Origin of the sequence: Psychromonas saccharinae, assembly GCF_051201515.1 — a bacterium.
Lineage (GTDB): Bacteria > Pseudomonadota > Gammaproteobacteria > Enterobacterales > Psychromonadaceae > Psychromonas.
In genome coordinates, this window is sequence record NZ_CP195153.1 from 3252352 (window position 1) to 3278966 (window position 26615).

20 protein-coding genes are annotated in these 26615 nt (G+C 37.6%); 4 read left to right on the plus strand and 16 right to left on the minus strand.

The window, feature by feature from the left end:
* Positions 1-49: 49 nt before the first annotated feature.
* The gene (gene glnD, locus ACR30L_RS14560; RefSeq protein WP_435234968.1) at positions 50-2662 is read left to right on the plus strand and encodes a [protein-PII] uridylyltransferase; all 2613 of its coding nucleotides are present in this window, start codon (positions 50-52) and stop codon (positions 2660-2662) included.
* A gap of 56 nt (positions 2663-2718) precedes the next feature.
* Here glnD and ACR30L_RS14565 read toward each other — a convergent pair whose 3' ends face one another.
* From ACR30L_RS14565 to ACR30L_RS14575, 3 genes are read right to left on the minus strand one after another with little or no spacing between them, the layout of a single operon-like run.
* Complete coding sequence (locus ACR30L_RS14565) at positions 2719-3762, minus strand: ABC transporter ATP-binding protein (protein ID WP_435234969.1); 1044 nt, start codon at positions 3760-3762, stop codon at positions 2719-2721.
* Entirely contained in the window at positions 3762-5333 is a 1572-nt protein-coding gene (locus tag ACR30L_RS14570; protein ID WP_435234970.1) for an ABC transporter permease, read from the minus strand. Before ACR30L_RS14570 ends, ACR30L_RS14565 begins: the two co-directional genes overlap by 1 nt.
* Before the next feature lie 49 nt (positions 5334-5382).
* On the minus strand, positions 5383-6402 hold the full coding sequence (locus ACR30L_RS14575; protein ID WP_435234971.1) for a Fe(3+) ABC transporter substrate-binding protein: 1020 nt from the start codon (positions 6400-6402) through the stop codon (positions 5383-5385).
* Positions 6403-6547: 145 nt separating this feature from the next.
* On the opposite strand from ACR30L_RS14575, the gene murQ reads away from it, so the two are divergent.
* The gene (gene murQ / locus ACR30L_RS14580; RefSeq protein WP_435234972.1) at positions 6548-7453 is read left to right on the plus strand and encodes an N-acetylmuramic acid 6-phosphate etherase; all 906 of its coding nucleotides are present in this window, start codon (positions 6548-6550) and stop codon (positions 7451-7453) included.
* 22 nt (positions 7454-7475) lie between these two features.
* Here murQ and ACR30L_RS14585 read toward each other — a convergent pair whose 3' ends face one another.
* The 10 genes from ACR30L_RS14585 to ggt form a co-directional block, all read right to left on the minus strand.
* Positions 7476-7979 carry an NlpC/P60 family protein gene (locus tag ACR30L_RS14585; protein WP_435234973.1) on the minus strand — a complete coding sequence of 168 codons (504 nt, stop codon included), beginning with the start codon at positions 7977-7979 and terminating at the stop codon, positions 7476-7478.
* A gap of 22 nt (positions 7980-8001) precedes the next feature.
* Positions 8002-8964 (minus strand): ferrochelatase, encoded by a 963-nt coding sequence (gene hemH, locus ACR30L_RS14590; protein ID WP_435234974.1) that lies wholly within the window; start codon positions 8962-8964, stop codon positions 8002-8004.
* 592 nt (positions 8965-9556) lie between these two features.
* A complete protein-coding gene (adk, locus tag ACR30L_RS14595; RefSeq protein ID WP_435234975.1) occupies positions 9557-10201 on the minus strand; it encodes an adenylate kinase in 645 nt (214 codons plus the stop codon).
* A gap of 123 nt (positions 10202-10324) precedes the next feature.
* The gene (htpG, locus tag ACR30L_RS14600; RefSeq protein ID WP_435234976.1) at positions 10325-12229 is read right to left on the minus strand and encodes a molecular chaperone HtpG; all 1905 of its coding nucleotides are present in this window, start codon (positions 12227-12229) and stop codon (positions 10325-10327) included.
* A gap of 221 nt (positions 12230-12450) precedes the next feature.
* Positions 12451-13086, minus strand: a complete 636-nt coding sequence (locus ACR30L_RS14605) for an HAD family hydrolase (RefSeq protein WP_435234977.1) — start codon at positions 13084-13086, stop codon at positions 12451-12453.
* Between the two features lie 54 nt (positions 13087-13140).
* A complete protein-coding gene (locus ACR30L_RS14610) occupies positions 13141-13890 on the minus strand; it encodes an amino acid ABC transporter ATP-binding protein (protein WP_435234978.1) in 750 nt (249 codons plus the stop codon).
* Positions 13891-13901: 11 nt separating this feature from the next.
* Entirely contained in the window at positions 13902-14942 is a 1041-nt protein-coding gene (locus ACR30L_RS14615) for an amino acid ABC transporter permease (RefSeq protein WP_435234979.1), read from the minus strand.
* A gap of 11 nt (positions 14943-14953) precedes the next feature.
* Positions 14954-16093: an amino acid ABC transporter permease gene (locus tag ACR30L_RS14620; protein ID WP_435234980.1), complete on the minus strand. Its 1140-nt coding sequence runs from the start codon at positions 16091-16093 to the stop codon at positions 14954-14956.
* 103 nt (positions 16094-16196) lie between these two features.
* Entirely contained in the window at positions 16197-17222 is a 1026-nt protein-coding gene (locus tag ACR30L_RS14625; protein WP_435234981.1) for an amino acid ABC transporter substrate-binding protein, read from the minus strand.
* Positions 17223-17808: 586 nt separating this feature from the next.
* Positions 17809-19554: a gamma-glutamyltransferase gene (gene ggt / locus ACR30L_RS14630; protein WP_435234982.1), complete on the minus strand. Its 1746-nt coding sequence runs from the start codon at positions 19552-19554 to the stop codon at positions 17809-17811.
* 740 nt (positions 19555-20294) lie between these two features.
* Here ggt and ACR30L_RS14635 point away from each other — a divergent pair.
* Both ACR30L_RS14635 and ACR30L_RS14640 read left to right on the plus strand, forming a co-directional pair.
* Positions 20295-20543, plus strand: a complete 249-nt coding sequence (locus ACR30L_RS14635) for a DUF3297 family protein (protein WP_435234983.1) — start codon at positions 20295-20297, stop codon at positions 20541-20543.
* Between the two features lie 321 nt (positions 20544-20864).
* Complete coding sequence (locus ACR30L_RS14640) at positions 20865-21497, plus strand: LysE family translocator (RefSeq protein ID WP_435234984.1); 633 nt, start codon at positions 20865-20867, stop codon at positions 21495-21497.
* Between the two features lie 199 nt (positions 21498-21696).
* On the opposite strand, the gene ACR30L_RS14645 is transcribed toward ACR30L_RS14640, so the two are convergent.
* The 3 genes from ACR30L_RS14645 to ACR30L_RS14655 form a co-directional block, all read right to left on the minus strand.
* Positions 21697-22941, minus strand: coding sequence for a dicarboxylate/amino acid:cation symporter (locus ACR30L_RS14645; RefSeq protein ID WP_435234985.1), 1245 nt, complete (start codon positions 22939-22941; stop codon positions 21697-21699).
* A 236-nt stretch (positions 22942-23177) separates the two neighbouring features.
* On the minus strand, positions 23178-24269 hold the full coding sequence (locus ACR30L_RS14650) for an NADH:flavin oxidoreductase (protein WP_435234986.1): 1092 nt from the start codon (positions 24267-24269) through the stop codon (positions 23178-23180).
* Positions 24270-24523: 254 nt separating this feature from the next.
* Positions 24524-26410: a methyl-accepting chemotaxis protein gene (locus ACR30L_RS14655; RefSeq protein ID WP_435234987.1), complete on the minus strand. Its 1887-nt coding sequence runs from the start codon at positions 26408-26410 to the stop codon at positions 24524-24526.
* Positions 26411-26615 lie beyond the last annotated feature (205 nt).

The following is a 26615-nucleotide window of genomic DNA, read 5'->3' on the forward strand; positions in this document are numbered from 1 at the left end:
CTAAATTCATTATCGATAAAAGCTAAATGCAATCTGCCTCGAGGTATTAATGGATTTTACACACCTTTCACCGCGCAATTTTCAAGAAACCGAATTAACGATCCCATTCCTAAAAACTCAATTACAAAAATTCCAAGCTTGGCAGATCGAAAAATTCAAAGCACACCAACCTATTAATGAAGTTGTCAGTTGCCGCGCACTGTATATTGACCAACTATTAACTCGACTGTGGCGATTCCGTGGACTTCATGACATTAAAAACCTCAGCCTTGTTGCCGTCGGTGGCTATGGACGTGGTGAACTGCATCCCAAATCCGACATTGATATTTTAATTCTTGCCGAGAAAAAAATTACATCGCAATGTGAGCAAAAAATTAGTGACTTTATTACGCTGCTATGGGATTTAAAACTCGACGTCGGTAATAGTGTTCGAACACTTAAAGATTGTGTACAACAAGGTAAAGCTGATATTACCGTCGCAACCAGTATGATCGAAGCACGTTATTTAACGGGAGAGCTAAAAACCTTTGATAAACTCTCTGACCTCGTCAAAAAGAAAAATTTCTGGCCCTCTGCTGACTTTTTCCTCACCAAACGAGAAGAACAACGGGCGCGTCATAAAGTCTGTCGCGGTGATGGATACAGCCTAGAACCGGATATCAAAAATGGTTCCGGTGGACTGCGCGATATACAAACCATTGCTTGGATCGCAAAACGACATTTTGATTCCCACAGCCTGTTAGACCTGACTGGTTATGAATATATTACCCAGAGTGAATATCAAGAATTAGTCGACTGCCAACGTTTACTGTGGTCAATTCGTTTTGCATTACATACCGTCACTAATCGTCCTGATAATCGTCTTCTATTTGATTTCCAAAGCGATGTCGCAGCATTATTAGGATATAAAGGCGAAGGCAATCAAGCCGTTGAGCAGATGATGAAAGCTTTTTATCAAACCATTCATCGCGTCCAAGAATTAAATGAAATGTTACTGCAATATTTCGATGAAGCGATTCTTGGTAATTCAACCAAGAAAATTGAACCGATTGATGAGAACTTTCAACTTCGCGGTAATATGATAGAGCTTAAAACACATGGTTTATTTAATGAAGATCCAGTGTCTATATTGCAGTTATTTTTACATATTGCCAACGATGACCGAATTGAAGATGTTTATTCCACTACCCTACGCCAACTGCGTGAAGCACGACGGAGCCTAACCTATTGGTTGCAGGATATTCCTGAATGTCGTGAACTATTTTTAACCATTGTTAAGCATCCTCAAGGCATGGGCAATGCGTTCTCGTTAATGCATGAATACGGTATTTTAAGTGCTTATATTCCGCAATGGAGTCGTATTGTTGGGCAAATGCAATTTGATTTATTCCATGCTTATACCGTGGATACCCATACGAATAAATTAATTAGCCATATTTATAATTACCCCAATACAACCAAAGATCATCCGCTCGCCCATCAGGTATTTCAAACGGAAGAACAACCTGAATTACTTTATATTGCAGCTATCTTCCATGATATTGCAAAGGGTCAAAAGGGAGATCATTCAACACTGGGTGCCGTTGATGCATTAGAATTTTGTCAATTACATGGCTTTAGCCGGTATGAAGGAAAACTGGTTGCTTGGTTAGTGAAACATCATTTAACCATGTCAGTGACAGCACAGCGACGTGATATCAGTGATCCCGCCGTCATTAACAAATTTGCAAAATTAGTTCGCGATGAAAAGCACCTTAATTTATTATTTTGTTTAACCGTTGCCGATATTTGTGCCACTAATGAAGAAACTTGGAATAGTTGGAAAGCCACGTTATTACGCGATCTTTATTACAGCACCTTAAAAATGCTTCGTCGTGGCCTAGAAAATCCCCCCGATATACGAGAAAGGATCAGGGATAGACAACGTAAAACGCTTTCACTTTTGCGTGAAATTGGTATTACTGAAGCGCCTGTTAAACAATTGTGGAAACGCTTTAAACTTAACTATTTTTTCCGCTACAACTCGAAACAAATTGTTTGGCACACGGTAAATATACTTACCCACCACGATCACAGTAAACCGTTAGTGTTAATTAGCGATAAAAATGCGCGTGGTGCAACGGAAGTGTTTGTTTATCATAAAGATATGCCGGCATTATTTTCTTCCGTTGTGACCGAAATAGATAACAAGAAGCTTAGCGTACACGATGCAAAAATCCTTTCTAGTCGAGATGATTTTTCCTTAAGTACCTTCACTATTCTTGAGCATGATGGTGAACATATCGATCCGGATAAAACACAGCGTCTGAAGAAAGCAATCGAAATGGCATTAATCGCGCCAGAAAAAGTAAATTCACAACAAACCTCTCTACCGCGTTTAAAAAGGCAGTTTAAATTTGAACCTGAAATTACCTTTTTACCAACTAAGCGCCAACGCACTCAAATTGAGGTAGTTGCCTTTGATGCCCCGGGGATATTAGCTGATATTGGTGAAGTGTTCCGTTATAGTGGATTACGACTAGATACAGCCAAAATAACCACCATTGGTGAACGAGCAGAAGATTTGTTTATTGTATCAACTGAAGATGGCAATGCATTAACAACACAACAAAGGGAGAGCTTGAAAGCAAACTTAATGCGTGAGTTAAGCCCTGAAGAATAAAACCAATACTCTCGGTCTTTAATTCAACCTCAAGGTGCACGATGCAGCTTGAGGTTTTATTTACTTTCCTGAAAAATCACAAAGTCATGGTCTAAAATCGACAATTCAACGCGCTCCCCCACTTTAATCAAAGATTGCGACGTCTGTTTAATACAATAATCATGTTGCAAATAAGTCACTGTCATATATTGAAATGATCCTAGGAAATCAACTTTTTTAACTATTCCGACGCCATTATCAGAAACATCCATTATGATTTGTTCTGGCCTTAATAATAAAGAACAGCGCTCCCCAGCTATAGACCCAACCTCATTATTGCAATTCAATAGGCCAAAATCCGATTGATATAGTCCTTTATCAAGGGGAGTGATTTCAAGGTAATTACTACGCCCCATAAAATCAGCGACATACTTAGAAATTGGATAATTATATAGGGCAGCAGGCTCACCAATTTGGACAATTTTTCCCGCTTGCATTAATGCAATTTTATCTGCAAAAGCAAACCCTTCTTCCTTGGAGTGCGTCACAAAAAGAGCGCTCATCTTTTGTTCTTTAAACAACAGCCGTATTTCATCGATCAACTGGAAACGAACATGATGATCAAGATTAGAAAATGGTTCATCTAATAACATTAAATCGGGTTGATAAGCTAATGCACGGGCAATGGCGACACGTTGCTGTTGACCACCAGATAACTGGTGTGGATAACGACTACCATACCCTGCTAACTGGACTAATTTGAGTAATTCGTTGACCTGTAATTTTTGTTCATGTTTATTTTTTTTATAAAGTGAAAAAGCGATATTGTCGAATACATTAAGATGTGGAAACAAGGCATAATCTTGAAAAATAAAACCAACTTTACGAGCTTCTGCCGGTAAGTTTACTGTCTCATGATAAACATTGCGTTTATTAATACTAATATGGCCTTTAAGGTGTTTTTGTAATCCTGCAATGGCTTTTAATAATGTCGTTTTGCCACACCCACTCTCACCTAATAGACAAATAATTTGATCTTTTTCAAGTTCAAAATCTAAACTATCAAGCACTTGATTTTTTTGATAAAAACAACTTAGATCTTGAATAGTTAGCGCGCTCATTAACGCTCCTTTTCCATTAAACGGTTAACAATAATAAAAGGTAAAAGCCCCATTAAAACAATAATTAAAGCAGGCAATGCAGCGAGTTCAATCATTTCATCGGACACAAACTGATACACATAGGTCGCCAAAGTTTCAAAATTAAAAGGACGTAATAATAATGCAGTTGGCAACTCTTTCATGGCCTCGATAAAGACTAAAATAAATGCAGTTAACATCCCCTTACGAATTAACGGCAAATTAACACGACGAATGGTTTTTGCAGGGCTTAAACCAAGAGAGCGAGCAGCATGGTCCAATGACGGAGAAACTTGGTTTAAGCTACTATCAATACTACCCACTGCGATTGCGCTAAAACGTACTAAATAGGCCATCACTAAAATAAATAAGCTCCCGGAAAACAATAAACCGACACGAGAAAATGAATGTTCGACCAGCCAACGGTTTAGTCCAATATCGAGGGACGTAAAGGGAATTAATACCGCTATAGCAACAACGGTTCCTGGTATCGCATAACCCAAAGAAGATAATCGAATGGTCATTTTAGCGAAAATGCCAGGAGATAGGCGGTGATAAAAATTAACAATTAATGCAATGATCACCCCTAAAAATGCCACGATAACCGCCAACCAAACACTGTTCAATGAGAACAACCATAACGATTGATTTAATGATTGCTCAAAATAATGATAGGCATAATATAACAGCGTTAAAATAGGTAATAGAAAGGCAAAAAATAACAGTCCCCATGCGTAGAATAACACCGCATATTTTTTCCATCCTAACAAAACAAACCCCAATTCAGTCTGTGTTGCCCCCTTTCCTTGATACACTTTTAATTGTCGGCGACTGTAGTTTTCCAAGGTAATCAATATGACGAGGATTAATAACATCAATGACGAAATTTTAGCGGCGGTATTTAAACTGCCCAATTCTAACCACGTATCATAAACACCGGTCGTCAAAGTGTTCACAGCAAAATAATTAACCGTCGCAAAATCCCCTAAACTTTCCATTGCGATTAACGATAAACCAACGGCAGTTGCTGATCGCGATAAGGGCAATGACACCTTAATAAATGCTCTGATAGGTGAAAGACCTAAACTGCGTGCAGCTTGAAATAATTCCCCCGATTGTCCTAAAAAGGCGCCCCGTAATAACAAATAAAGGTAAGGATAAAGGGCCAAACTTAAAATTAATATCGCACCGAATAAGCTACGTATATCCGGAAAAAAATAATCAGAATAATGCTGCCAGCCCATTAACTTACGCAAAAACTGCTGTATGGGTCCGCTATAGTCAAGTAAGTCAGTATAAACAATGGCAACAATATAGGGAGGAAGAGCAAGGGGAAGCATTAACGCCCATTGTAGAATTTTACGTGTTGGAAAATCACAACAGGCAACAAACCATGCAACGGGTAATGCAAAAACAAAACTAAAAAAAACAACCCCAATGATGAGTAATAACGTATTGAGGCTGTAAGTCAATAAAACCGTTTCCAACAGGTGTTGAAAACTGCCCGATTGATCCATTTCAAATGCACTAAATACAAGTGCAATGATAGGCATAAGCAGGATACAAGTTACCCCCCAAGGGAGTAACTTGTATGGTTGAAACTTAAAGATCAAATTTCACTTCATCTAATAATTTAATTGCTGTTTTATGTTGTGCTGCGATATCTGACAACGCAATGCTATCCGCTTTAAAATCCCCCCATGAAGCAACTAGCTTAGAAGGCTGCACACTTGCATTAACTGGGTATTCATAATTAACTTCGGCATACATTTTTTGTGCAACATCACCTGATAAAAACTCCATCAGCTTAATTGCGTCTTCTTTATGCGGTGCATATTTAGCCAATACCACACCACTCACATTCACGTGTGCGCCCGTAGTTTGTTGATTTGGGAAGTTAATATTAACCGCTTCAGCCCAAGAAACCTGTTTAGGATCAGCTAACATTTTTCCTAAGTAATAACTATTACCTAATGAATAATCACATAGTCCATCTTTAATAGCTTTAACCTGTGCTCGGTCATTACCCTGTGGTTTCCGTGCAAGATTATTTTTAACACCTTCTAACCACGTTTTGGCAGCAGCTTCACCATCATGAGCAATAATAGATGCAACTAGTGATACATTATAAGGATGCTTACCAGAACGTGTACAAAGCGTACCTTTAAACTCAGGCGTTGCCAAATCTTGATAGGTAATATTAGCAACGGGACCCACTCTATCGGCCGATGAATAAATACTACGAACACGCGTCGTTAATGCAAACCATTGCTGATCAGGATCACGATATTGGCTTGGTATATTTTCAGTTAGTACTTTACTGTCTACCGCTTGCGTTAGGCCTTCATTTTCAAGTTGTGCCAAACGACTAATATCAACGGTTAATACAACATCAGCCGGTGATAATTCACCTTCACGCTTAACGCGCTCAATTAACCCACTTTTAGCGAATAGAATATTAACTTTAATACCGGTTTCTTCGGTAAATTTGTCCATGATGGGTTCAATTAAAAAAGGTTGGCGTAATGAATAAACATTAACTTCAGAGGCAACTGCAACTAAGCTTACAGAACTTAAAGCCACTGCAATAGCAGCACGGTGAAGAGGGTGTTTAACTGACATATTAACTCCATTTGATAATAATTATCGACAATATAATAGTAATAGTTATCATTTGCAACAAATTATTTACAAAAGTTAACCCAAGAAAAACAAGTTAAATATAGTTATAATCCGGCTAACTACTAAAAAGGCGGTCTAGAAAAACATGCACATAGATTTAACGAAGCTAGTAACAGAAAATCGTAACCCCGAAAGTGAAAACATCGATATGTTATCCACCTACGATATGTTAAAAGTGATCAATAACGAAGATAAGAAAGTGGCACTAGCTGTCGAAAAAACACTCCCAGAAATAGCCCTTGCAGTCGATGCAGCAGCAAATGCATTCCAAAATGGGGGACGTCTTATTTATTGTGGTGCAGGTACCTCAGGACGCCTTGGAATCTTAGATGCAAGTGAATGCCCCCCTACTTTCGGTGTCTCTACTAATCAGGTAGTTGGATTAATTGCGGGTGGCCATCAAGCTATTTTACAGGCCGTTGAAAATGCAGAAGACAATCGCGAACTCGCTATCAAAGATGTTCAATCCATTAATTTCAATAAACACGATGTGCTTGTTGGTATCGCAGCAAGTGGGCGGACGCCTTACGTACTGGCTGCAATGGAGTATGCTCTATCACAAGGCGCGATCGTCGCATCCATAAGCTGTAATCCGAATAGTCCAATGGGCACATTAGCAAACATTAGCATCACGCCCATTGTAGGGCCAGAAATTGTCACCGGCTCCTCTAGAATGAAAGCAGGTAGCGCGCAAAAATTAGTACTGAATATGATTTCAACCGGGGCAATGATCCGCAGTGGTAAAGTATTTGGAAATTTAATGGTGGATGTCCAAGCGACAAATAGTAAATTATTAGTACGCCAAAAAAACATTGTAATAGAAGCAACAGGATGCGATGAAATACAAGCAGAGACAGCCTTAAATAAAGCTAATAATCACTGTAAAACCGCTATTTTGATGTTATTAACCGGATTAGATGCCGACTCAGCAAGCCAGCAATTAGAGAAGCACCAAGGCTTTATTCGCCTTGCTTTAGAAGATATAAAGTGAATGGAAGCATAAGAAAAAATAACTAATCAATCAGGCGACGAGATTGCCAATATTTACTTTTCCAATAAACATTATCTAAGGAAGATATCATCACGCCTTTACTGACAGAGGCGTGTAAAAACTCATTATCGCCCATATAAATACCAACATGGCGCACTTGCCACCCTGTTTTAAAGAAGACTAAATCGGAAACTTGTAAGTCATCTCGATCGACATATTTGCCCAATTTAACCTGACTATTAGTCGTGCGGGGAATATTGATTTTAAAACTGTTTTTAAAAATGTTTTGTACTAATGCAGAACAATCAATGCCTTTTTTGCTGTTTCCACCTAGACGATACGGTGTGCCTTTCCAATATAAATAATCTTTAATAAGAAACCCATAAAAAAGATCTTCGACCGTCTCCACAGCACTACTATCAAAGGCTTTGATCGGATCACCTTGATAGTCTGTTGAACGGCTACTCGAACAACCACTCACAAAAACCGCTAGCAATATCAATAAACAAACATGTTTTAAATCCAAATTATCCCTCGCTATAAACTAATTATTTTTCCATAACTAATGTTTTAAATAACTCAATATGAGCATCATTATCATTTAAGCATGGAATATAATGGTATTGTTTTCCACCATTTTCTAAAAACAATTCTTTATTTTCCATGGCTAACTCTTCAAGGGTTTCAATACAGTCACAGGCAAAAGCAGGACTAATTACATCCACAGAGCGTACACCAGCCTTAGCAATCTTGGGTAAGGTTTCATCGAGATAAGGTTTAAGCCATTCTTCACGACCAACACGCGACTGATAACACAGACGGTATTGTTGCTCCATTAACCCCAATTCAGCAACTAATAATGCAACCGTGCGCTCACAGTGTTGTTGATAAACATCTCCCAAACTAACATAGCGCTTGGGAATACCATGGAAAGAAAAAAGAAGACACTCACTACGCCCATTTTCATTCCAAAATGCTTTAATCGAGGTGACCAGTGCAGCAATATAAAGCGGATGATCATGATAATCATGTATAAAATTTAATGCCGGAAAGTTAACCTGTTTTTGATAAGCCGCACTGACCTGATCAAAGACTGCCGCAGTCGTTGATACACTGTATTGCGGATAAAGTGGTAATACCGTTAAATCTGTAATCCCCTGCGCCGTAAACTCTTTAATTTTCGCGTCAATGGCAGGTTCACCATAGGTCATCGCATAATCAACACGAATATTTTGCTGTTCAAGTTGTGCTGCTAATTTAGCACTTTGCGAACGCGTATAAAAACGAAGCGGAGATTCATTTTCAAACCAAATACTTTTATAAAGCTTAGCGACACGTTTTGAACGTATCGGCAAAATGGCCAAATAAAGAATAGGTATCCAAATAATACGAGCAAGATCAACCACCCTTTTATCCGATAAAAAATCGCGTAAAAATGATCGAACACTTTGTGTTGTGGGTTGTTCAGGCGTACCTAAATTAACTAATAAAACTGCACTTTTTTTTTCCATTTTTATTTTCTCTTATTACAACCTAAAACTCTTGTGAAGACGATTCGACTAGCTGTCCATAATCATGATTACGTAATAAATTTTCCATCAGATCAATTACCTAATAACTAACATTATGACGAATTATTAGTGACTTTGGCTACTATTTCAAAATTAAATTAACCATATTCTGTGCTTCATATTTAAACACTAATCTCGTTGGCCAATTCATCAACTCCCTTTTTCACCTCGCCAAATGGCTTCATCTAAATGGTTTCATATAGTAAAACTCGGCCATTTATCGATATTAACACGGGCAATACCTGACAATATAATGCCGTCTATAGGTGTCACAATACAACCAAAGTAAATAAATGCCAACATTCAAGGTATTAATGATATTTAATGCTTGATTAAAAAATGGTTAGCAATAGGCAATTGGAATTTATAATGAATTAAAAAGTGAACGTATTTTCGAGAGTTTAGCTAAAATAAGGAGATTCTTAACCTGCTAAACAATAGCCTTTTATTGAAATGCGATCTTTATGATTGAATAAATTTTAAAGCAAAAAAAAAGAGGCTTATCGCCTCTTCTATCATTTAACTATGCATATTAACCAAGAATTTCTGCTAATTCTGCACTGATAACATCAACTGATTTTGTACCATCAAATTTATGGTGTGCACCATTGCCCTGTGCAGCTTCATTTTGATAGTAAGCAACCAATGGCTCAGTTTGTGCGTGATAAATATCTAAACGCTTGCGTACGGTCGCTTCTTCGTCATCTGGACGAATAGCAAGATCATCACCCGTTACATCATCTTTACCTTCAACTTTAGGTGGATTGTAAACGATATGATAAGTACGACCAGAACCAGGATGAACACGACGACCAGCCATGCGTTTTACAATTTCTTCATCTGGCACATCAAATTCTAATACGAAATCAACAATCACACCCGCCGCTTTCATTGCATCAGCTTGAGGAATAGTACGTGGGAAGCCGTCAAGTAAAAAACCTTTTGCACAATCAGGCTGCGCAATACGTTCTTTTACTAAACCAATAATTAATTCATCAGAAACAAGTTGCCCTGCATCCATTAACTCTTTTGCTTTTAAACCTAGTTCAGTACCCGCTTTCGCTGCTGCACGTAACATATCACCGGTTGAGATTTGTGGGATATCGTACTTGTCCATCATGAATTGAGCTTGCGTGCCTTTACCAGCGCCTGGAGCACCTAATAAGATAATGCGCATTGTTGCGTCCTTTGTTAATGTTTATAAACGAGGGGGAAATTTACACTTTTATGGCCTATATCTCAAGGCTACAAACAAAAAAGGCCAGCATCGGCTGACCTTTTTTACTATTTGTATGATTTATTAACCAAGTAACAGTTTATTGATGCGTCCAACGAACTCAGATGGATCATCTAGACTACCTTTTTCAGATAGAATTGCTTGTTCTAATAGCAACTCAGCCCACTGTCCAAATAACTCTTCGTCAGCCATATCTGCAAGCTTAGTAATCATTACGTGCTCAGGGTTAAGCTCAAAAATAGGTTTGCTATCAGGAACAGGTTGTCCCATTTGCGCCATTAATTTAGCCATTTGTGTACTCATATCATCGCTATCTGCAACAATACAAGACGGTGTAGAAGTTAAACGATGTGTTAAACGAACATCTTTCACTTTATCACCTAATACTTCTTTTACACGTTCAATGAAGCTAGCAAATTCAGTTTCTTGTTTTTCTTGTTCTTTTTTATCTTCTTCTGTATCAAGTTTACCTAAATCAAGGTCGCCTTGGGTAACAGATGTAAATGCTTTACCATCGTATTCTGGAAGATGACTTAATAGCCATTCATCAACACGATCACTTAATAGTAAAACTTCAACACCTTTCTTACGTAATACTTCTAAGTGCGGACTATTTTTAGCGGCATTAAAACTATCGGCAGTGATGTAGTAAATTTTATCTTGGCCTTCAGCCATACGACCGATGTAAGCGTCTAAAGAAACGGTTTGTTCCGCAGAATCTGTTTCAGTTGAAGAGAAACGTAGTAGCTTAGCAATTTTCTCTTTGTTACCCGCATCTTCAGCTGGGCCTTCTTTAAGCACTTGACCGAACTCTTTCCAGAATGCGTTGTATTCTTCTTCGTTTTTGCTCGCAAATTTAGTCAACATAGACAATGCACGTTTAGTACATGCACTACGTAGTGTTGATGTTACGTTGGTATCTTGTAAAATTTCACGAGAAACGTTTAATGGAAGATCATTTGAATCCAACACACCTTTAACGAAACGTAGATAAGTAGGCATGAACTGTTCTGCGTCATCCATAATAAATACACGTTGAACGTAAAGTTTTAAACCGTGTGCTTTTTCGCGATTCCATAGATCAAAAGGTGCACGTTTTGGAATATAAAGAAGACTTGTATATTCTTGTTTACCTTCAACTTTGTTATGGCTCCACGTTAATGGGTTTTCAAAGTCATTCGCAATATGTTTGTAGAATTCTTGATACTGCTCATCGGTCAATTCACTTTTATCACAACTCCAAAGTGCAGTTGCTTTATTTACAGACTCCCATTCACCCGGTGTCGCTGGAATTTTTTCACCGTCAGGACCTTCAGACTCTTCCGTTGGTGCCTTAAACATCTCAACTGGAATGCTGATATGATCAGAGTATTTAGACACAACTGAACGTAGCTTGTAATCATTTAAGAATTCAGCTTCTTCATCACGAAGATGTAAAATAATTTCAGTACCACGACCTTCTTTTTCAATACTTTCAACGGTGTAATCTGCTTCACCTGTTGATTCCCAACGCGTTGCAGAGTTAGCAGGTTCACCCGCTTTACGAGTATTAACCGTTACTTTATCAGCAACAATAAATGCAGAGTAGAAACCAACACCAAATTGACCGATTAGTTGAGAGTCTTTAACTTGGTCACCAGAAAGTTGCTCAAAGAAGTCACTTGTACCTGATTTTGCAATCGTACCTAAGTGATTAATCACTTCTTCTTGCGTCATACCAATACCATTATCACTAATAGTAATTGTTTTAAGCTCTTCATCGAAGCTTAAACGCACACGCAAATTTGCATCATTTTCAAAAAGAGAACCGTCAGATAATGCTTTAAAACGTAATTTATCTGCAGCATCTGCAGCGTTAGACACTAGCTCACGCAGGAAAATCTCTTTATTTGAATATAAAGAATGGATCATTAATTTAAGAAGTTTACCGGTATCAGCACTAAAGCTATGATTTTTTTGCTTTTCCATAATATTTCTTTCTCTTTGGGTTCGTCTTAATAAATTAGACTTTGTTTAAACGATGAAAATAAGATGGGGTTGTAAGAAGGCTTTTCAAGGCTGAATAGCAAAAAATTTTAATTTTATTGTCATTTGACGATTATGTTAGTAATTAAGAGTAGAATTGATAAAGCAAAAACTGGCAACAATTTCCCTTATTAAAAGTTGCCATTCAAATGCTATTAGCCTCGTTAGAATGACTTAATGACCTGCTTAAGCTCATTCATATGATAAATAACATCCTGCGATAATTCAGGGTCATGTATTTTATGAGGGTCATATAAAATAGCTTTCATTCCAGCTGACTTGGCAGCTGTGATCCCCACTTCACTGTCCTCCACGACCAAACATTCGTCGGGAGTAAAGCCCATCGCTTTCGCAGCATGTAAAAATAAACCGGGATCAGGTTTCCACGACTTAACTTCATGGGCACTATATATATTGTCATTAAAATAGTCAGATAAGTCAGTAATAGAGAGGGCTTTGTTTATTTTATTAAGCGGGCCACTTGAGGCTACACATTTAGGATAATCTACTAACTCGTCTAACATATCATGTACGCCTTCGCAGGCTTTTAAACGGGCTTCAAATAATTCATTAACAAGCGAACGATAAGAGGCTTCAAAATTCTCTGCGAGCACAATATGATGCTCAGTTTCCATTGCCTTGAGAATAGCAGTCAATTTCACACCTCGAAAGCGATCCACCAACTCAGTTGCATAAGCTTTAACGCCGTAATCTTTCAATTTTATTTCTAATGCAAGATTACAAAGAAACTCACTATCAACTAACGTACCGTCACAGTCGAAGATAATACACTTGATCATGTTTTCCCCTATTTAATTAACAATATACTTATTTCTGAATTTTCAAATACTGGCTCACATTAAATGCGATAAAAAATCACGCGCTCGTTCGGTCTTGGGATTTTCAAAAAATGCACTTGGTGACCCTTCTTCAATAATTTCACCCTCAGCCATAAATATCACCCGATCCGCAGCTTGCTTAGCAAATCCCATTTCATGGGTTACACAAATCATACTCTGTCCCGATTTAGCCAATTCAATCATCACATCTAACACTTCTTTTACCATTTCAGGATCAAGAGCCGAGGTTGGCTCATCAAATAAAATTAATTCGGGCTCCATGGTTAATGCACGCGCAATCGCAACCCTTTGTTGCTGTCCACCAGAAAGTTGATTTGGATATTTATGTGCTTGTTCAGGAATTTTAACGCGTTTTAAATGCAATAATGCAGACTCTTCGGCTTCAACACGAGTTCTATTTTGAACCCAAATAGGCGCAAGTGTGCAATTTTCTAACACGGTAAGGTGCGGGTATAAATTAAAATTTTGAAAAACCATACAAACCCGTCGACGTAATTTTTGAAGCTCCTTTTCGACATTTTTAACCAAAGTGCCATTGAATACAACTTCACCTGCATTAGGCTCTTCAAGGTGATTAACACAACGAATTAATGTCGATTTTCCAGAACCAGATGGCCCACATATAACAACGATTTCACCTTTTTTAACAGTAATATCAACATTTTTTAGTGCATGAAAATTAGCATAGTATTTATTAAGCCCTTTAACCGAAAGTAAGTCATTTTCATCGTGGTTAAAATTCATTTATTTATTCCTTACTTATTAATTTTATCGCTCAATTTCTTTTCGAGTTTTTTTGAATATGTTCCCATTGAAAAACAAAATACAAAGAAAACAAAACCAACAAAAATATATCCTTCAATTGCATATCCAAACCACTCGGGATCAGCGGTTGTTGTACTAACCATATTAAGTAAGTCAAATAACCCAATCACCAAAACCAATGTTGTATCTTTAAAAAATCCAATAAAGAGATTAACAATACCGGGAATCGAAATCTTTAGGGCTTGTGGCAAGATAACCAATCCAAAAACTTGCCAATAACCGTGACCCATTGCCGTAGATGCTTCGTACTGCCCCTTTGGAACTGCCTGTAATCCACCTCGGATAACTTCCGCCATATAAGCACCGGCAAACAAGGTCACTGCAATAATAGTACGAAGTAACTTATCAACTTCCACGCCTTCGGGGACGAAAAATGGGAACATAATCGATGCCACAAATAGTACCGTAATCATTGGTATCGACCTTGATACTTCAATAAAGGTGATAGATAAAATCGAAATAACGGGATAACTTGAGCGTCGACCTAACGCTAAAATAATGCCAATGGGCAGCGCAAACGCAATAGAACTTGACGCAATAACAATAGTTAGAAAAAGCCCGCCCCATAATCGAGTATCAACAATCTCTAGGGAAAAGATCCCGCCATAAAAAAAGATAAACGAGACGATAGGACAGATAAAAAGGCAAGAAAGTGCATATTTAATTTTGTATTTTGATGCCGTAACAAAAGTGCCCAAAAATAAAATTACCGGTAGTAATAACCCAATAACCACTCGCCATCTTTCAGGATCAGGATAACGACCAAAAATAAAGTCATCAAAGCGCGCATAAATAAATGCCCAACAAGCCGCATCTCGGCTACATTGAGCACTACTATCGGCAACAAAGACAGCATCTAAAACAGCCCATTGGATAAATGGCGGTAATACAATAGACAGTAACAGGATCCAAAATAAAGAGAGAATAATATTACTTGGTGACGAAATAAGATTTTTGAAAAACTCACGCATATTATATATTCCTAACGCTCGATTATCTGTATGCGACGGTTATAAATATTTAGCGTAATAGATATAATCATACTGATTGAAAAATAAAATAACATCGACATTAAAACGATTTCGACGGCATTACCGGTTTGGTTCAAAGACGTACCTAAAAATACATTAACGAGCTCAGGAAATGCAATCGCAGCGCCCAAAGAGGAATTTTTAAAAATATTCAGATTATTACTAATATAAGAGGGGATAATAACTTTCATTGCTTGCGGGATAATAATTTCTCGCATCGTTCGCCATGGTGTTAGTCCCGAGGCATAGGCCGCTTCAGTCTGCCCTTTATCTACAGATAAAAGCCCTGCTCGTACATATTCCGCAAAAAACGCACCGTGATACAGTGATAATCCGATGACTAATGCAAATAATTCAGGAACAATATTAATACCGCCTGATATATTAAATTTACCAGCGTTAGGAAGCGCGACTTCAATATTTAAAAAATTAAAAAACCAAAGACCAGTTACTGCCATTCCCGTCAATAAAAATACCAGAGGCATTACACTTTTTCGTTTTCCAGTTAGTGCATAGTACTGTTTTTTCTTTTTCACTGACCAAACTAACGAACACACAATAGCCAGACTTAAAAATAATGTGCTAGCCCTCTCCATCACAAAATCAACATGAGGAAGATAAAGCCCTCGCTGATTGATGTAGGTCATATCAAGAAACTTCCAACTATCAGACACAGAAGGAAATAAATGTAAAATTATAAAATACCAAAAAACAATATGAAGCAAGAGAGGTACATTCCGAACCGATTCAACATACAGCTTAGCCATAAAAACAGTCAATTTATTCGAGGAAAGTTGTGCAACGCCAAAGACAAAACCGATAAGAGTACAAAAGAAAATGGAAACGACCGAAACAAAAAGCGTATTTAACACACCAACAATAAAAACGCGAAGGTAGGTATCACTTGAATCATAAGGTATAAATGAAAAACCGATATCAAAACCAGAGGGTTGACTAAGAAAACCAAATCCAGTGGTAATCTGAGCTTTGGCTAAATTATAACTCGTCGTCTGAAATAGAAAGTATGCAAAGCATGCCACCACAGTCAATGTAACTAACTGCAGAATAAGACCATAGGTACGTCTATTCATAGACCGTCTCTTATTGCTAAATTGTTATAAAAATAATAATGGACATATACCTCTCGCCATACGTCCATTAAATAGATGGTTTGTTATTGAACAACAGAATAATTTAACGAGCAGGAGGAGCGTACTGCATACCGCCATCAGACCATAATGCGTTTAAACCTCGTGGTAATTTTAATATTGAATCTTTACCAACATTACGATCAAAAACTTGACCATAGTTACCAATTTGTTTAATTATTTGATAAGCATAATCTTTTTTAACGCCCAACATCTCACCATTATTTCCTTCAACACCGAGGAAACGTTTAATCGATGGATTTGTCGTTGTAGCACGAATTTTATCGATATTTTCCGACGTCAAACCAAGCTCTTCGCCTTCAACTGATGCATAGAAAGCCCATGAAACAATATCTTCCCATTTACTGTCGCCATGACGAACAAGCGGCCCTAATGGCTCTTTAGAAATAATATCGGGTAATACTTCAAAGTTATCTGAATTAGGCGCTTGGATTCTTAATGCAGCTAACCACGAAGCATCTGAACTGAACGCATCACAGCGACCACTAAAGAATGCTGCTCTTGCTTCCGAGGATTTTTCAAAAACAACGGGATTATATTTTAATGAATTAGCCTTGAAGAAGTCAGCAATATTAAGCTCCGAAGATGTACCACTTTGAGTACAGATAGTTGCACCACCTAATTCTTTAGCAGATTTCAACCCTAATTTAGCATTAACAATAAAGCCTTGGCCATCGTAATAGTTAACCGCAGCAAAATCAAAAGCCAACTTTGTATCACGAGAAAGCGTCCAAGTGGTTACTCGAGATAGCAGGTCAATATCACCCGATTGCAACGCAGTGAATCGTTCTTTAGATTCAAGTGGATTGAATACGACTTTATTCGCATCGCCGAATATTGCAGCTGCAACCATCCGACAGGTATCAACATCTAACCCTTGCCATGTATTATCTTTATTCAGATAAGCAAAACCAGGGGTTGTGCCCGTACTAACACCACACTCAACATGACCTCGAGCTTTAACATCTTCGATTGTACCAGCATGAGCAACATTCAAACCCGCAACGGCAGACGCAAGAGTCAGACCCATTATTTTTATATACTTATTCATTCATATCCCTATTTTTAGATTCATACTTAAGCCAATTAATAAATACAATAAACAACCTTCAAACGTTAATTAAGGTTTACCTACTAAAGATATGCCTTAATTACCGCTATAATCAACTTACTATCGTTAATATTGAAGATTATTTCACTTTCACTAAAAACACAACAAGCAAAAAAAATGCCAAACAGTATTTTTCTACCAATCAGCACTTTTAGGATAGTTTTTAATGTCCAATGAGATTACCTGCACCAAAGTAGAATAAGTCGCTTCTTAGTGGTGCTAATTCTGCGGTTATTTATTATTGTTATTAGTTAAAGAATTTGTAACTACTCAGCACCCTTTAAAATTTCATGAGTTTTTGTCATAAATAGAATGTAAATGCTCAGGGATAAGCCATTTATGCTTAGTTCAAGGCGAAAAAGCGCAGTTTAGTGGTTTAAATGAGCATTTTTCAACGATGAAATAAGCTTAAAGGGCGACGGCCTGAGTAATTACAAGAATTTAACGTTATAAAAATAAACTTGACAAGACTTTATGGTAACAATATCTGCCAGGTTAAATAAACAAAAGCGAGCACTGGACTCTTTTAGTCGCCCAATGCAATACCTTCACGACGCGGATCCGCACCGCCAATTAATTGCCCATCAGTAAACACAATACCTTGAAGGCCTGAATTTAAATCACGAACATTAACTTTATAGCCCATCGCTTCAAGGGGAGCTTTGAAGCGAACGGCATCGGTCCCTTCCTCAAGATCATAGGTACCAAAACGGTTAACTAAATGCGGAAGTGAAATCGCTTTTTGAATATCCATTCCCCAATCTAAGTGTGCAATTAAGGTTGATGCAACATAACCAATAATACGAGAACCACCTGGAGATCCAATCGCCATATAAGGTTGATCATCTTTCATAACAATACTTGGCGACATTGAAGAACGTGGACGTTTACCCGGCTCAACGCGATTAGCAATTGGATAACCATCTTTATAGGATGCAAAGGAAAAGTCAGTCATTTCATTATTAAGAATAAAACCATTACTCATAACACGAGAACCAAAACCATTTTCAACGGTACTCGTAAACGAAATCGTATTACCCGCTTTATCCGTGATAACGATATGTGTCGTATTAGGTAATTCAATTGACTGATCATCAGACTGCTTTATTTTACGCTCCCAACGAGGTTCACCAGGTGAAACTTCAGTAAGTGCTTTACCAGGTTGAATTAATTTTGCACGTTCGGCTAAATATTCAGGATCAAGTAACCCTTCAGGCATTGGTACAAAATCACTATCGGCCATATAACGACCACGGTCAGCAAAGGCTAAACGAGAGGCATCACCAATAATTTGCCATGCTTCTGCGCTATCTGGGCCCATTTTTTTCAAATCAAAATGTTCCGCCATTCCTAAAATTTGACCAATTGTTAACGCACCAGAACTTGGTGGCCCCATGCCACAAACATCATATTGATGATAAGGAGCACACACCGCGCTACGTTCTTTAATTTTGTAAGCTGCAAGATCTTCCATCGCGAGTACGCCCGGATTATCTTTAATCCCATTTACCTTGTTAACTATATTTTCACCCAACTTCCCAGTATAAAAAGCACTTTCACCCTTTTCTGCTAATGTTTCAAGTGTTTGAGCATAAAGGCTGTTTTTTAAAACACTGCCCTCAGCTAAAGGCTCGCCGTTATCACTAAAGAAATACGCCTTAGTATCTGGGTAACGAGATAATCGTTCCTTATCATTCGCAATAGCAGAAGCAAGTCGCTCCGATACCACAAATCCATCGGTTGCCAATTTTTCAGCGGGCTTAAATAAATCAGCCCACGGTTCAGATCCGTATTTTTCATGCATCGTCGACAGTAATTTAACCGTACCAGGCGTCCCAACCGAACGCCCGCCCACGACCGCATCATAGAACTTCAAAGGTTTACCATTTTCATCTTGAAATAATTCGGGTGTCGTTGCAAAAGGAGCGGTTTCACGTGCATCAAAGGTCGTTATCTTTTTGTTTTTAGCATCGTAATACACCAAGAATCCACCACCACCTAAGCCCGAAGACTGTGGTTCAACAAGTCCTAAAACCGTTTGTACTGCAACCAGAGCATCGGCAGCATTACCACCATTTTTTAAGACTTCGTAACCTGCTTTAACTGCTAAGGGATTCGCCGCTGCAACCATATAATCTTTAGCGATCACGCTCTCTTTTTGAGTCACCGCCGTGGTTAATTCTGGTGCAACGGAATCGGCTACTTGACCCGCAGAAAATGCATTAAGTGACAGTACAGTGCCACCAATTAGCAATATTGAATTTTTATACATAAAAGCCCTTATTATTTAATGATTAAATTGATAGGTAATTTTTACTTAAAATTGAAAATCACCTTAACTATAAATTCAAAGCAACTTTAGTACCATTAATTATTTAAATTCAATGAGTTAGGATTAAAAGTAATTATTTAAAGAACAATAAAGAAGAAGATAAAATATAACCTATTGAAAAATAAAAATATTTTATTAAACCCGATAAAACACAAAAATAAAATATGATAAAAAACAAAAAGATAAGGTGCAAATTTAATATAGCGCCAGCACCTATAAACACAAATAAATACCACAATAACTATCCATTTTAGTGCGTGTCGAAAATATAAATGCACCGTTTAGCACCTAAAATAATTTAAAAACGTATCGAAGTATTTTATACCCGTTACCAATCAAGATGCGTTTATCAGTCACTAGCTCGGATACCAAGGCAAGGCGTAACATGATGACAATGGCTAGTCCTTATCGAATGTTATAACGCAGTATTGGTGTTCGAGCTAGTGACCCGCAGGGCAAGACGAGAGGCAAACATCTTCGTTGTTATAAAGTCTCGATTTAACCCGTTAGATCTTCACCTTTATACCTAGAATCTGCTCACCTCTCGTCTTGCTGATTTCTGCATCTTGAATGGTAACGGGTATATAACCGATAATTTGGTCACGATTTAACGCTATCCTATTGAGCGTTAATCTCTTATTGTCTACAATAACGTTTTTTCATTTACCACAGGCAACAATATGAACGACACAACATCAAAACCTGATTTACCGGATCACCTTTCTGGTAATCCACGCAGTCCGCACCATATAGCGGAATGTTTCGAACATGAAATCGGTATTAAACTTAACGGTAAAGAACGTTTCGATGTCGATGAATATTGTATTAGTGAAGGTTGGGTAAAAATCTCAGCACCAAAAGGTTTAGATCGCCGAGGACAACCTCTAATGATCACTAAAAAAGGCACCGTTGAAGCTTTTTACAAATAAAACGACGCGACCTTATTAGCTCCTAACGCGTGATACGTCCTGTATGATGCGTTTTCAATCCCCTTATCCTTTTTATTTATTAACTTTCCCCGATGCCCTGTGTAATAACAATCGTAATAATTAGCTGATCTATTTTACTGGTTAAAATAGTTTATTTCTTTGTTGAAAGTTTCGTTAAGGGAACAACCTTTACATCAACTTTCGCCTCAAACTAAACCATTTTTCCAGCGCAAAATTTAGATCACATATTTAATACAATTGGTTTAAAGATGGTAGGATAAATAACAAATGGCTTTTACCTCATACGCAATGGAAATCTAAATGGATATTTTAAATTATTTACCAGAGTTAATTTCGGTCAGTATTATCGCTGCTTTTATGGTGGTTAGCCCAGGTGCTGATTTTGTGATGATCACCCGCAACAGTATTTTTCATGGGAGAAAAAGCGGATTATATTCTGCATTAGGCATTGGTTTAGCCATTTGGATACACGTTGCCTATTCCATTGCAGGGTTAGCACTGATTATTTCAAAATCAATCGTCCTATTTTCAATTATCAAATATCTTGGTGCCGCATATTTGATTTACATCGGTTATAAAACATTTACTGCTAAAGGTAATTTAGATGTAGAAGATGGATTAAAAGAACCAGAAATATCACCTTTAAATGCGATAAAACAGGGCTTTATTACCAATGCATTAAACCCTAAAACAACATTATTTTTTCTGAGTATCTTTACCCAGGTAGTCAATCCTGAAACACCAATCTGGGTGCAGTTGATTTATGGATTAATTATCTCCTTAGCGCATATAATATGGTTTAGCGTTGTGTCACTTTTCTTCAGCCATCCTTCCTTAGTCGTAAAATTTAATAAGCATAAGAAAAAAATAGAAAAAGTAGTGGGGAGTGTGTTGATTGGGTTTGGTATTAAAGTTGCGTTAATTAATCAATAAATAACATGCTTATGCACTTAACTCAGGTAAAGCAGGCAAAGAATTAAAATCATTAAAAATGCACCACAGAGGACACAGAGTTAAAAGAGAAAAGCACAAAATAAGCAATAATTAGTAACAGTTAATCAATAATAACCATCAAAATGGGCACTATCACTAGATGCCCATATCAGTATCACTTGGTTAATTGACTAGCCGATTAAGCCGCTTTTTGTTGCTCTTTTCGAATATCAGCGACTTCTGCTTGGCGTTCAGGGTTATATTTATCCACAATCACCGCACATGCTGCATCACCAGTAATATTCAATGCGGTACGGATCATGTCAAAGATACGATCCAAAGCAAATAAAAGTGGTAAGCCTTCAATGGGAATACCCGCTGCAATAAGTACCGCAACAACCAAAAATGAAGGGCCTGGTACACCCGCTTGACCAATCGCCCCAATAGTAGACGTAACAATAATTGCCAGATAGGAAGCAAGGCTTAAATCGATATTAAATATCTGTGCAAAGAAAATAGCCACCAAGCCATAGTAAATCGCATTACCGCTCATATTAATAGTCGCGCCTAATGGCAATACAAATGAACTGGTTGAATTAGTAATCCCCAAGTCTTTTTCAACGGTATCCAATGTAACAGGTAAAGTTGCCATTGATGATGCAGTCGATAAAGCCACGGCCTGTGGACGTTTCATGGCAGAAATAAAACGACGTGCAGATACATTAGAAAATAACTTGACCAGCAATGGATAGAAAACAAAACCAAAGATTAAAATCGCAACAGTAAAGACGATAAACAGTTTCATCACAATGGTCAAAACATCGAAACCAAAGGTCCCCACCGCTTCAGCCATTAAGCCAAATACACCAATCGGTGCAATACGCATAACCGCATTAATCATCCAAACAAAGGCATCAACTAATCCATTCAAAATATTAATTAACGGCTCACTGCGTTGCTTTTCAACTTTTGATAATGCAATACCGAGAAACAAACAAAAAACCAAGATCTGTAAAATATTTGCATTATTTAATGATTGAAATACATTGGTTGGGATCATGCCAAGTACCGTTTGAAAAAAGCCAGGTACAGCGCCTTTATCGGCATATTCATTAGAGAACATCCCCTGCATACTACTTAAATCAACCCCAACACCCGGTTGAAAAACTTCCCCCAACAGAATAGCAAGCCCAACGGCTACACCAGACGTCAACATAAAAAAGGCGAATGTACTCAAGCCAATTTTACCAGCTGCTGGACTGTGCCCTAAATTCGCAGCTCCGGTAATAATAGCAACGGCCACTAAGGGAATAACAAGCATTTTAATCAAGTGAATAAAAATAGAACCTAATGGAGCAAATATAGCGGCTGACTCTCCCATGTAGGAACCAACGATAGTACCAATAATCATTGCAATAATGACCTGAGCACCGATATTAAACATAATCCCTTTCTTTTCCTCTAACACGTTTATACGTCCTTCTGTTAATTTTAAAAGTAAATTGAATTGGTATTACACAGCAAGTGTAAAATTGGTAAGCATCGAGCGACCTAAATCGACAATAGGTCGTATCAAATGCTTTATTTGAATCTGTATTTCTATGATTTTTGCAATAAAAAGGAAGGCGATAAATAAATAGATCCACTGCGTACTATTTTATTTATTACTAATCATCAACATTATCGCTTGTTATGAACAACACAAAAATTGCCTCTTCGTGTTCGACACTTTGAGCAATGTTCACAAATACCAGGTCGTCTATCACCCGCTTGCCAACGTTTAATTAAATGGGGCTCAGACAGTAAAGGACGGGCAATGGCGAAATAAGCAATATTCGTTGTTCCCAAAATAGTCTCGATAGTTTCAATATTAGCCAAACCACCGACCGTAATAATAGGGATATCAACGTCATCGCTAATGGCTTTGCCATACTCAACAAAATACCCTTCTTCTTGAAGCTGATATCCGTCGAAATACTGGCCAATCATCGTGCTTGCTTTACCATGAATATTGCCCGATATTTCAATCGCATCGACACCAATATTTTCCAGCGTTTTACAAATAACACGCGTTTCAGCAAAGGTTAATCCGCCTTCAAAGAATTCAGATGCAGTCAGTTTCACCATGATTGAAAAATCATCGCCAACCAATTTGCGCATTTGCAAAAATACTTCCACTAAGAAACGCATTCTATTTTCTAAACTGCCACCATATTGATCGGTACGGCGATTATAATAGGGACTTAAAAATTGATTAATCAGATAGGTATGCGCACCATGAATTTCAACACCATCAAAACCCGCCTGTTGTGCGCGCTTTGCCGATAATGCAAAGGCATGAATAATGTAATCAATCTCAGCTTTAGTCATACTTTTACCAAGCGTATTTGTTCCTTTTTCAGCAACCTCGCTAGGTGCATAAATAATACGCTCGCCAACATTGTGAGTCGTTTTGGTACCACCATAGGCCAGTTGCATCACAATTTTACTGTCGTAGGTATGTACTAACTCAGTTAATTTTTGATACTCATCGATAAAACTATCGTCGTATATTCCCATCATTCCTGGGTTTGGCTGTTCTTCGATAACGATATTTGCATAGCCAGTGATAATTAATCCAACACCACCTTGAGCCAGTTCTTCGTAAATATCATAAAGCTTATCGGTCATATGCCCATCTTCGGTGGTCATATTTTCCCACGTTGCACTTCGGATAAAACGATTTTTTACCTGCATTTTCCCGATATTGGATTGTTCAAATAACGCTTTCACATCAACTCTCATTACAGCACAAAATTTTACGAGTAATGTACCCAAATAAAAGTTATACACTCTGACTATGATCAATAAGTGCTTAAAAAATAAAGATTGTGTTAACAAATACAATCATTGGCTATCGTTCAATGCAGGTTAATGGTGATGGGAATTTAAAGAAACGATATTATTGAATGGCTCGATGAAAATGAGGTAAGAAAAACGGGGTAATAAAAAGCCATCTTAACGATGGCTTGATCTTTAGGAGCAGGTTACAGCTTAAACCTTTCTACTGAGTGATTTAATGAGCTTGCCGATTCCTGTAAACTTTCTGCCAATTTAGAGTTATTGTCTGCATTATCAAAGGTTCCCTTAGACATATCATTTAAGCTCACAATACTCGTGCAGATTTCCTCAGCAACCACGGTTTGTTCTTCTGCCGCCGTAGCAATTTGATTATTCATATCTTGAATTTGCTCTATAGAATGATTAATTGCTTCTAACGCTTTATTTGCTTCATTGGATTTTGTTGAGGTCGATTCAACACTATTAGCATTCTTTTCCATTAATTGAACCGACCTTGCCGCTTCAATTTGTAAATTACTAATGACCTGCTGAATCTCATCGGTACTTTGTTGGGTTCTATTCGCAAGATTACGAACTTCATCGGCCACCACGGCAAAACCTCGTCCTTGTTCACCGGCTCGTGCAGCTTCGATTGCAGCATTTAAAGCTAATAGGTTGGTTTGTTCTGCAACACCTTGAATAACATCTAAAATACTGCCGATATCATTCGTTTGACTCGCTAAGTTATTAATAACCGACTGAACATCTTCAATGCCACTGACTAAGGCACCAATATCATTATTCATATCACTAACAACATTCATACCATTAATAGAATTTTCCTTCGCTTCATTGGCAGACGTTGATGCTTGCTGTGCATTTTTAGCAACTTCAGCAACGGTTACCGTCATCTCATTCATCGCAGAAGCCGTTTGCTCTAATTTTTCCATTTGGTCTTCAGCCGTGCGTGTTACATTATGAGCCGAATTACGAATTTGATTAGAAGACTCATTCACATCTGCACTGGTTTTATTAATATCACTAATCGTCGTTTTTAACTGCTCAACCATTTTTAATACGGCAAGATAAACACCGGATTCATTACCAGTAATCTGTGTATTGATAGATAAATCCCCCTCCGATATTTTTTGAACCATATGTTCAATATTTTTCGGTTCACCACCAATTGGTAAATACATCAGCTTATTAACTAAGGTATAAACAATGCCAAGTGCAACAACGATAAAGATAATTGAAATTAATATCGTGGTATGCAAATTACTATTAGAAGCAGCACTAATATTGTCCATTGAATCCCACGCCCAAACATTCCAGTTTAACGACTCTATTTTATTAGAAACAACGTAATATTCTTTTCCCTCAAATGTGTAGGTATGGTTGCTCGATTGTTGTTCTCGGTATTGTTTATAACTTGCACGCGAGTCATATAAATTCTTCCCTAACATATCCGGATTTTGAGCGGCAAGAATATAACCATCTTCTCTAGAAACAAAAAGTTGTTGATTATCGGCCAACTCGGAAATGAAGTTTGTGATTAAATCAACTTTGACATTCACCGCAAGAAGTCCAACACGTTTCCCTTCACGAATAATAGGCACCGCTAACGTAATAACCGGAAAACCTTCACCACTGGTATAAACCTTAGTAATAATTTGATTCTCACCGTTAAAGATACGAACGTACCATTCACGTTTTGCATCTCTCGCATTAATTCCTTCAACAAAACCACCCGCCAAAGATGCGTAAATATCACCATTTTTCATGCCAATATGCGATCCTAATACATCAAATTTATCAGCCACTGAGGTAATTGATTTTAGCACTTCTTGTTCATCAACCCGTTCATCTGCGGTGACAGCAAGCTCTCCAGAAACGGCATTAAGTACATCAAAGGTACGATCTATTTTTTGTTCAATTGCTTTTGAAATCAGAAATGATTTATTGTTCAAATTTTCCCTATAATCATCCGTTGTCGTAGACTTAAAATTTAAAAAACCAACGGTAGAGATAACCACAACTACAGCGGTAATTAAACTCCCCATCAACAACATCATTTTTAACTTTACACTCATAGATTATTTCCTTTCCGGCAATAACAATTGCCCTTTTTCTAAGTAGAGAGACACATAATCAATAAAGTATAGACACAGAACTCAAAAATAATAATTTTTCAAAAGATAAATAAAATTAAAATATATCCAATTTAAACATACACTTATAAATAACATGTAAACACTTAAATTCGATTAATAAAATAAAGTTTTTGTTAATCCATAT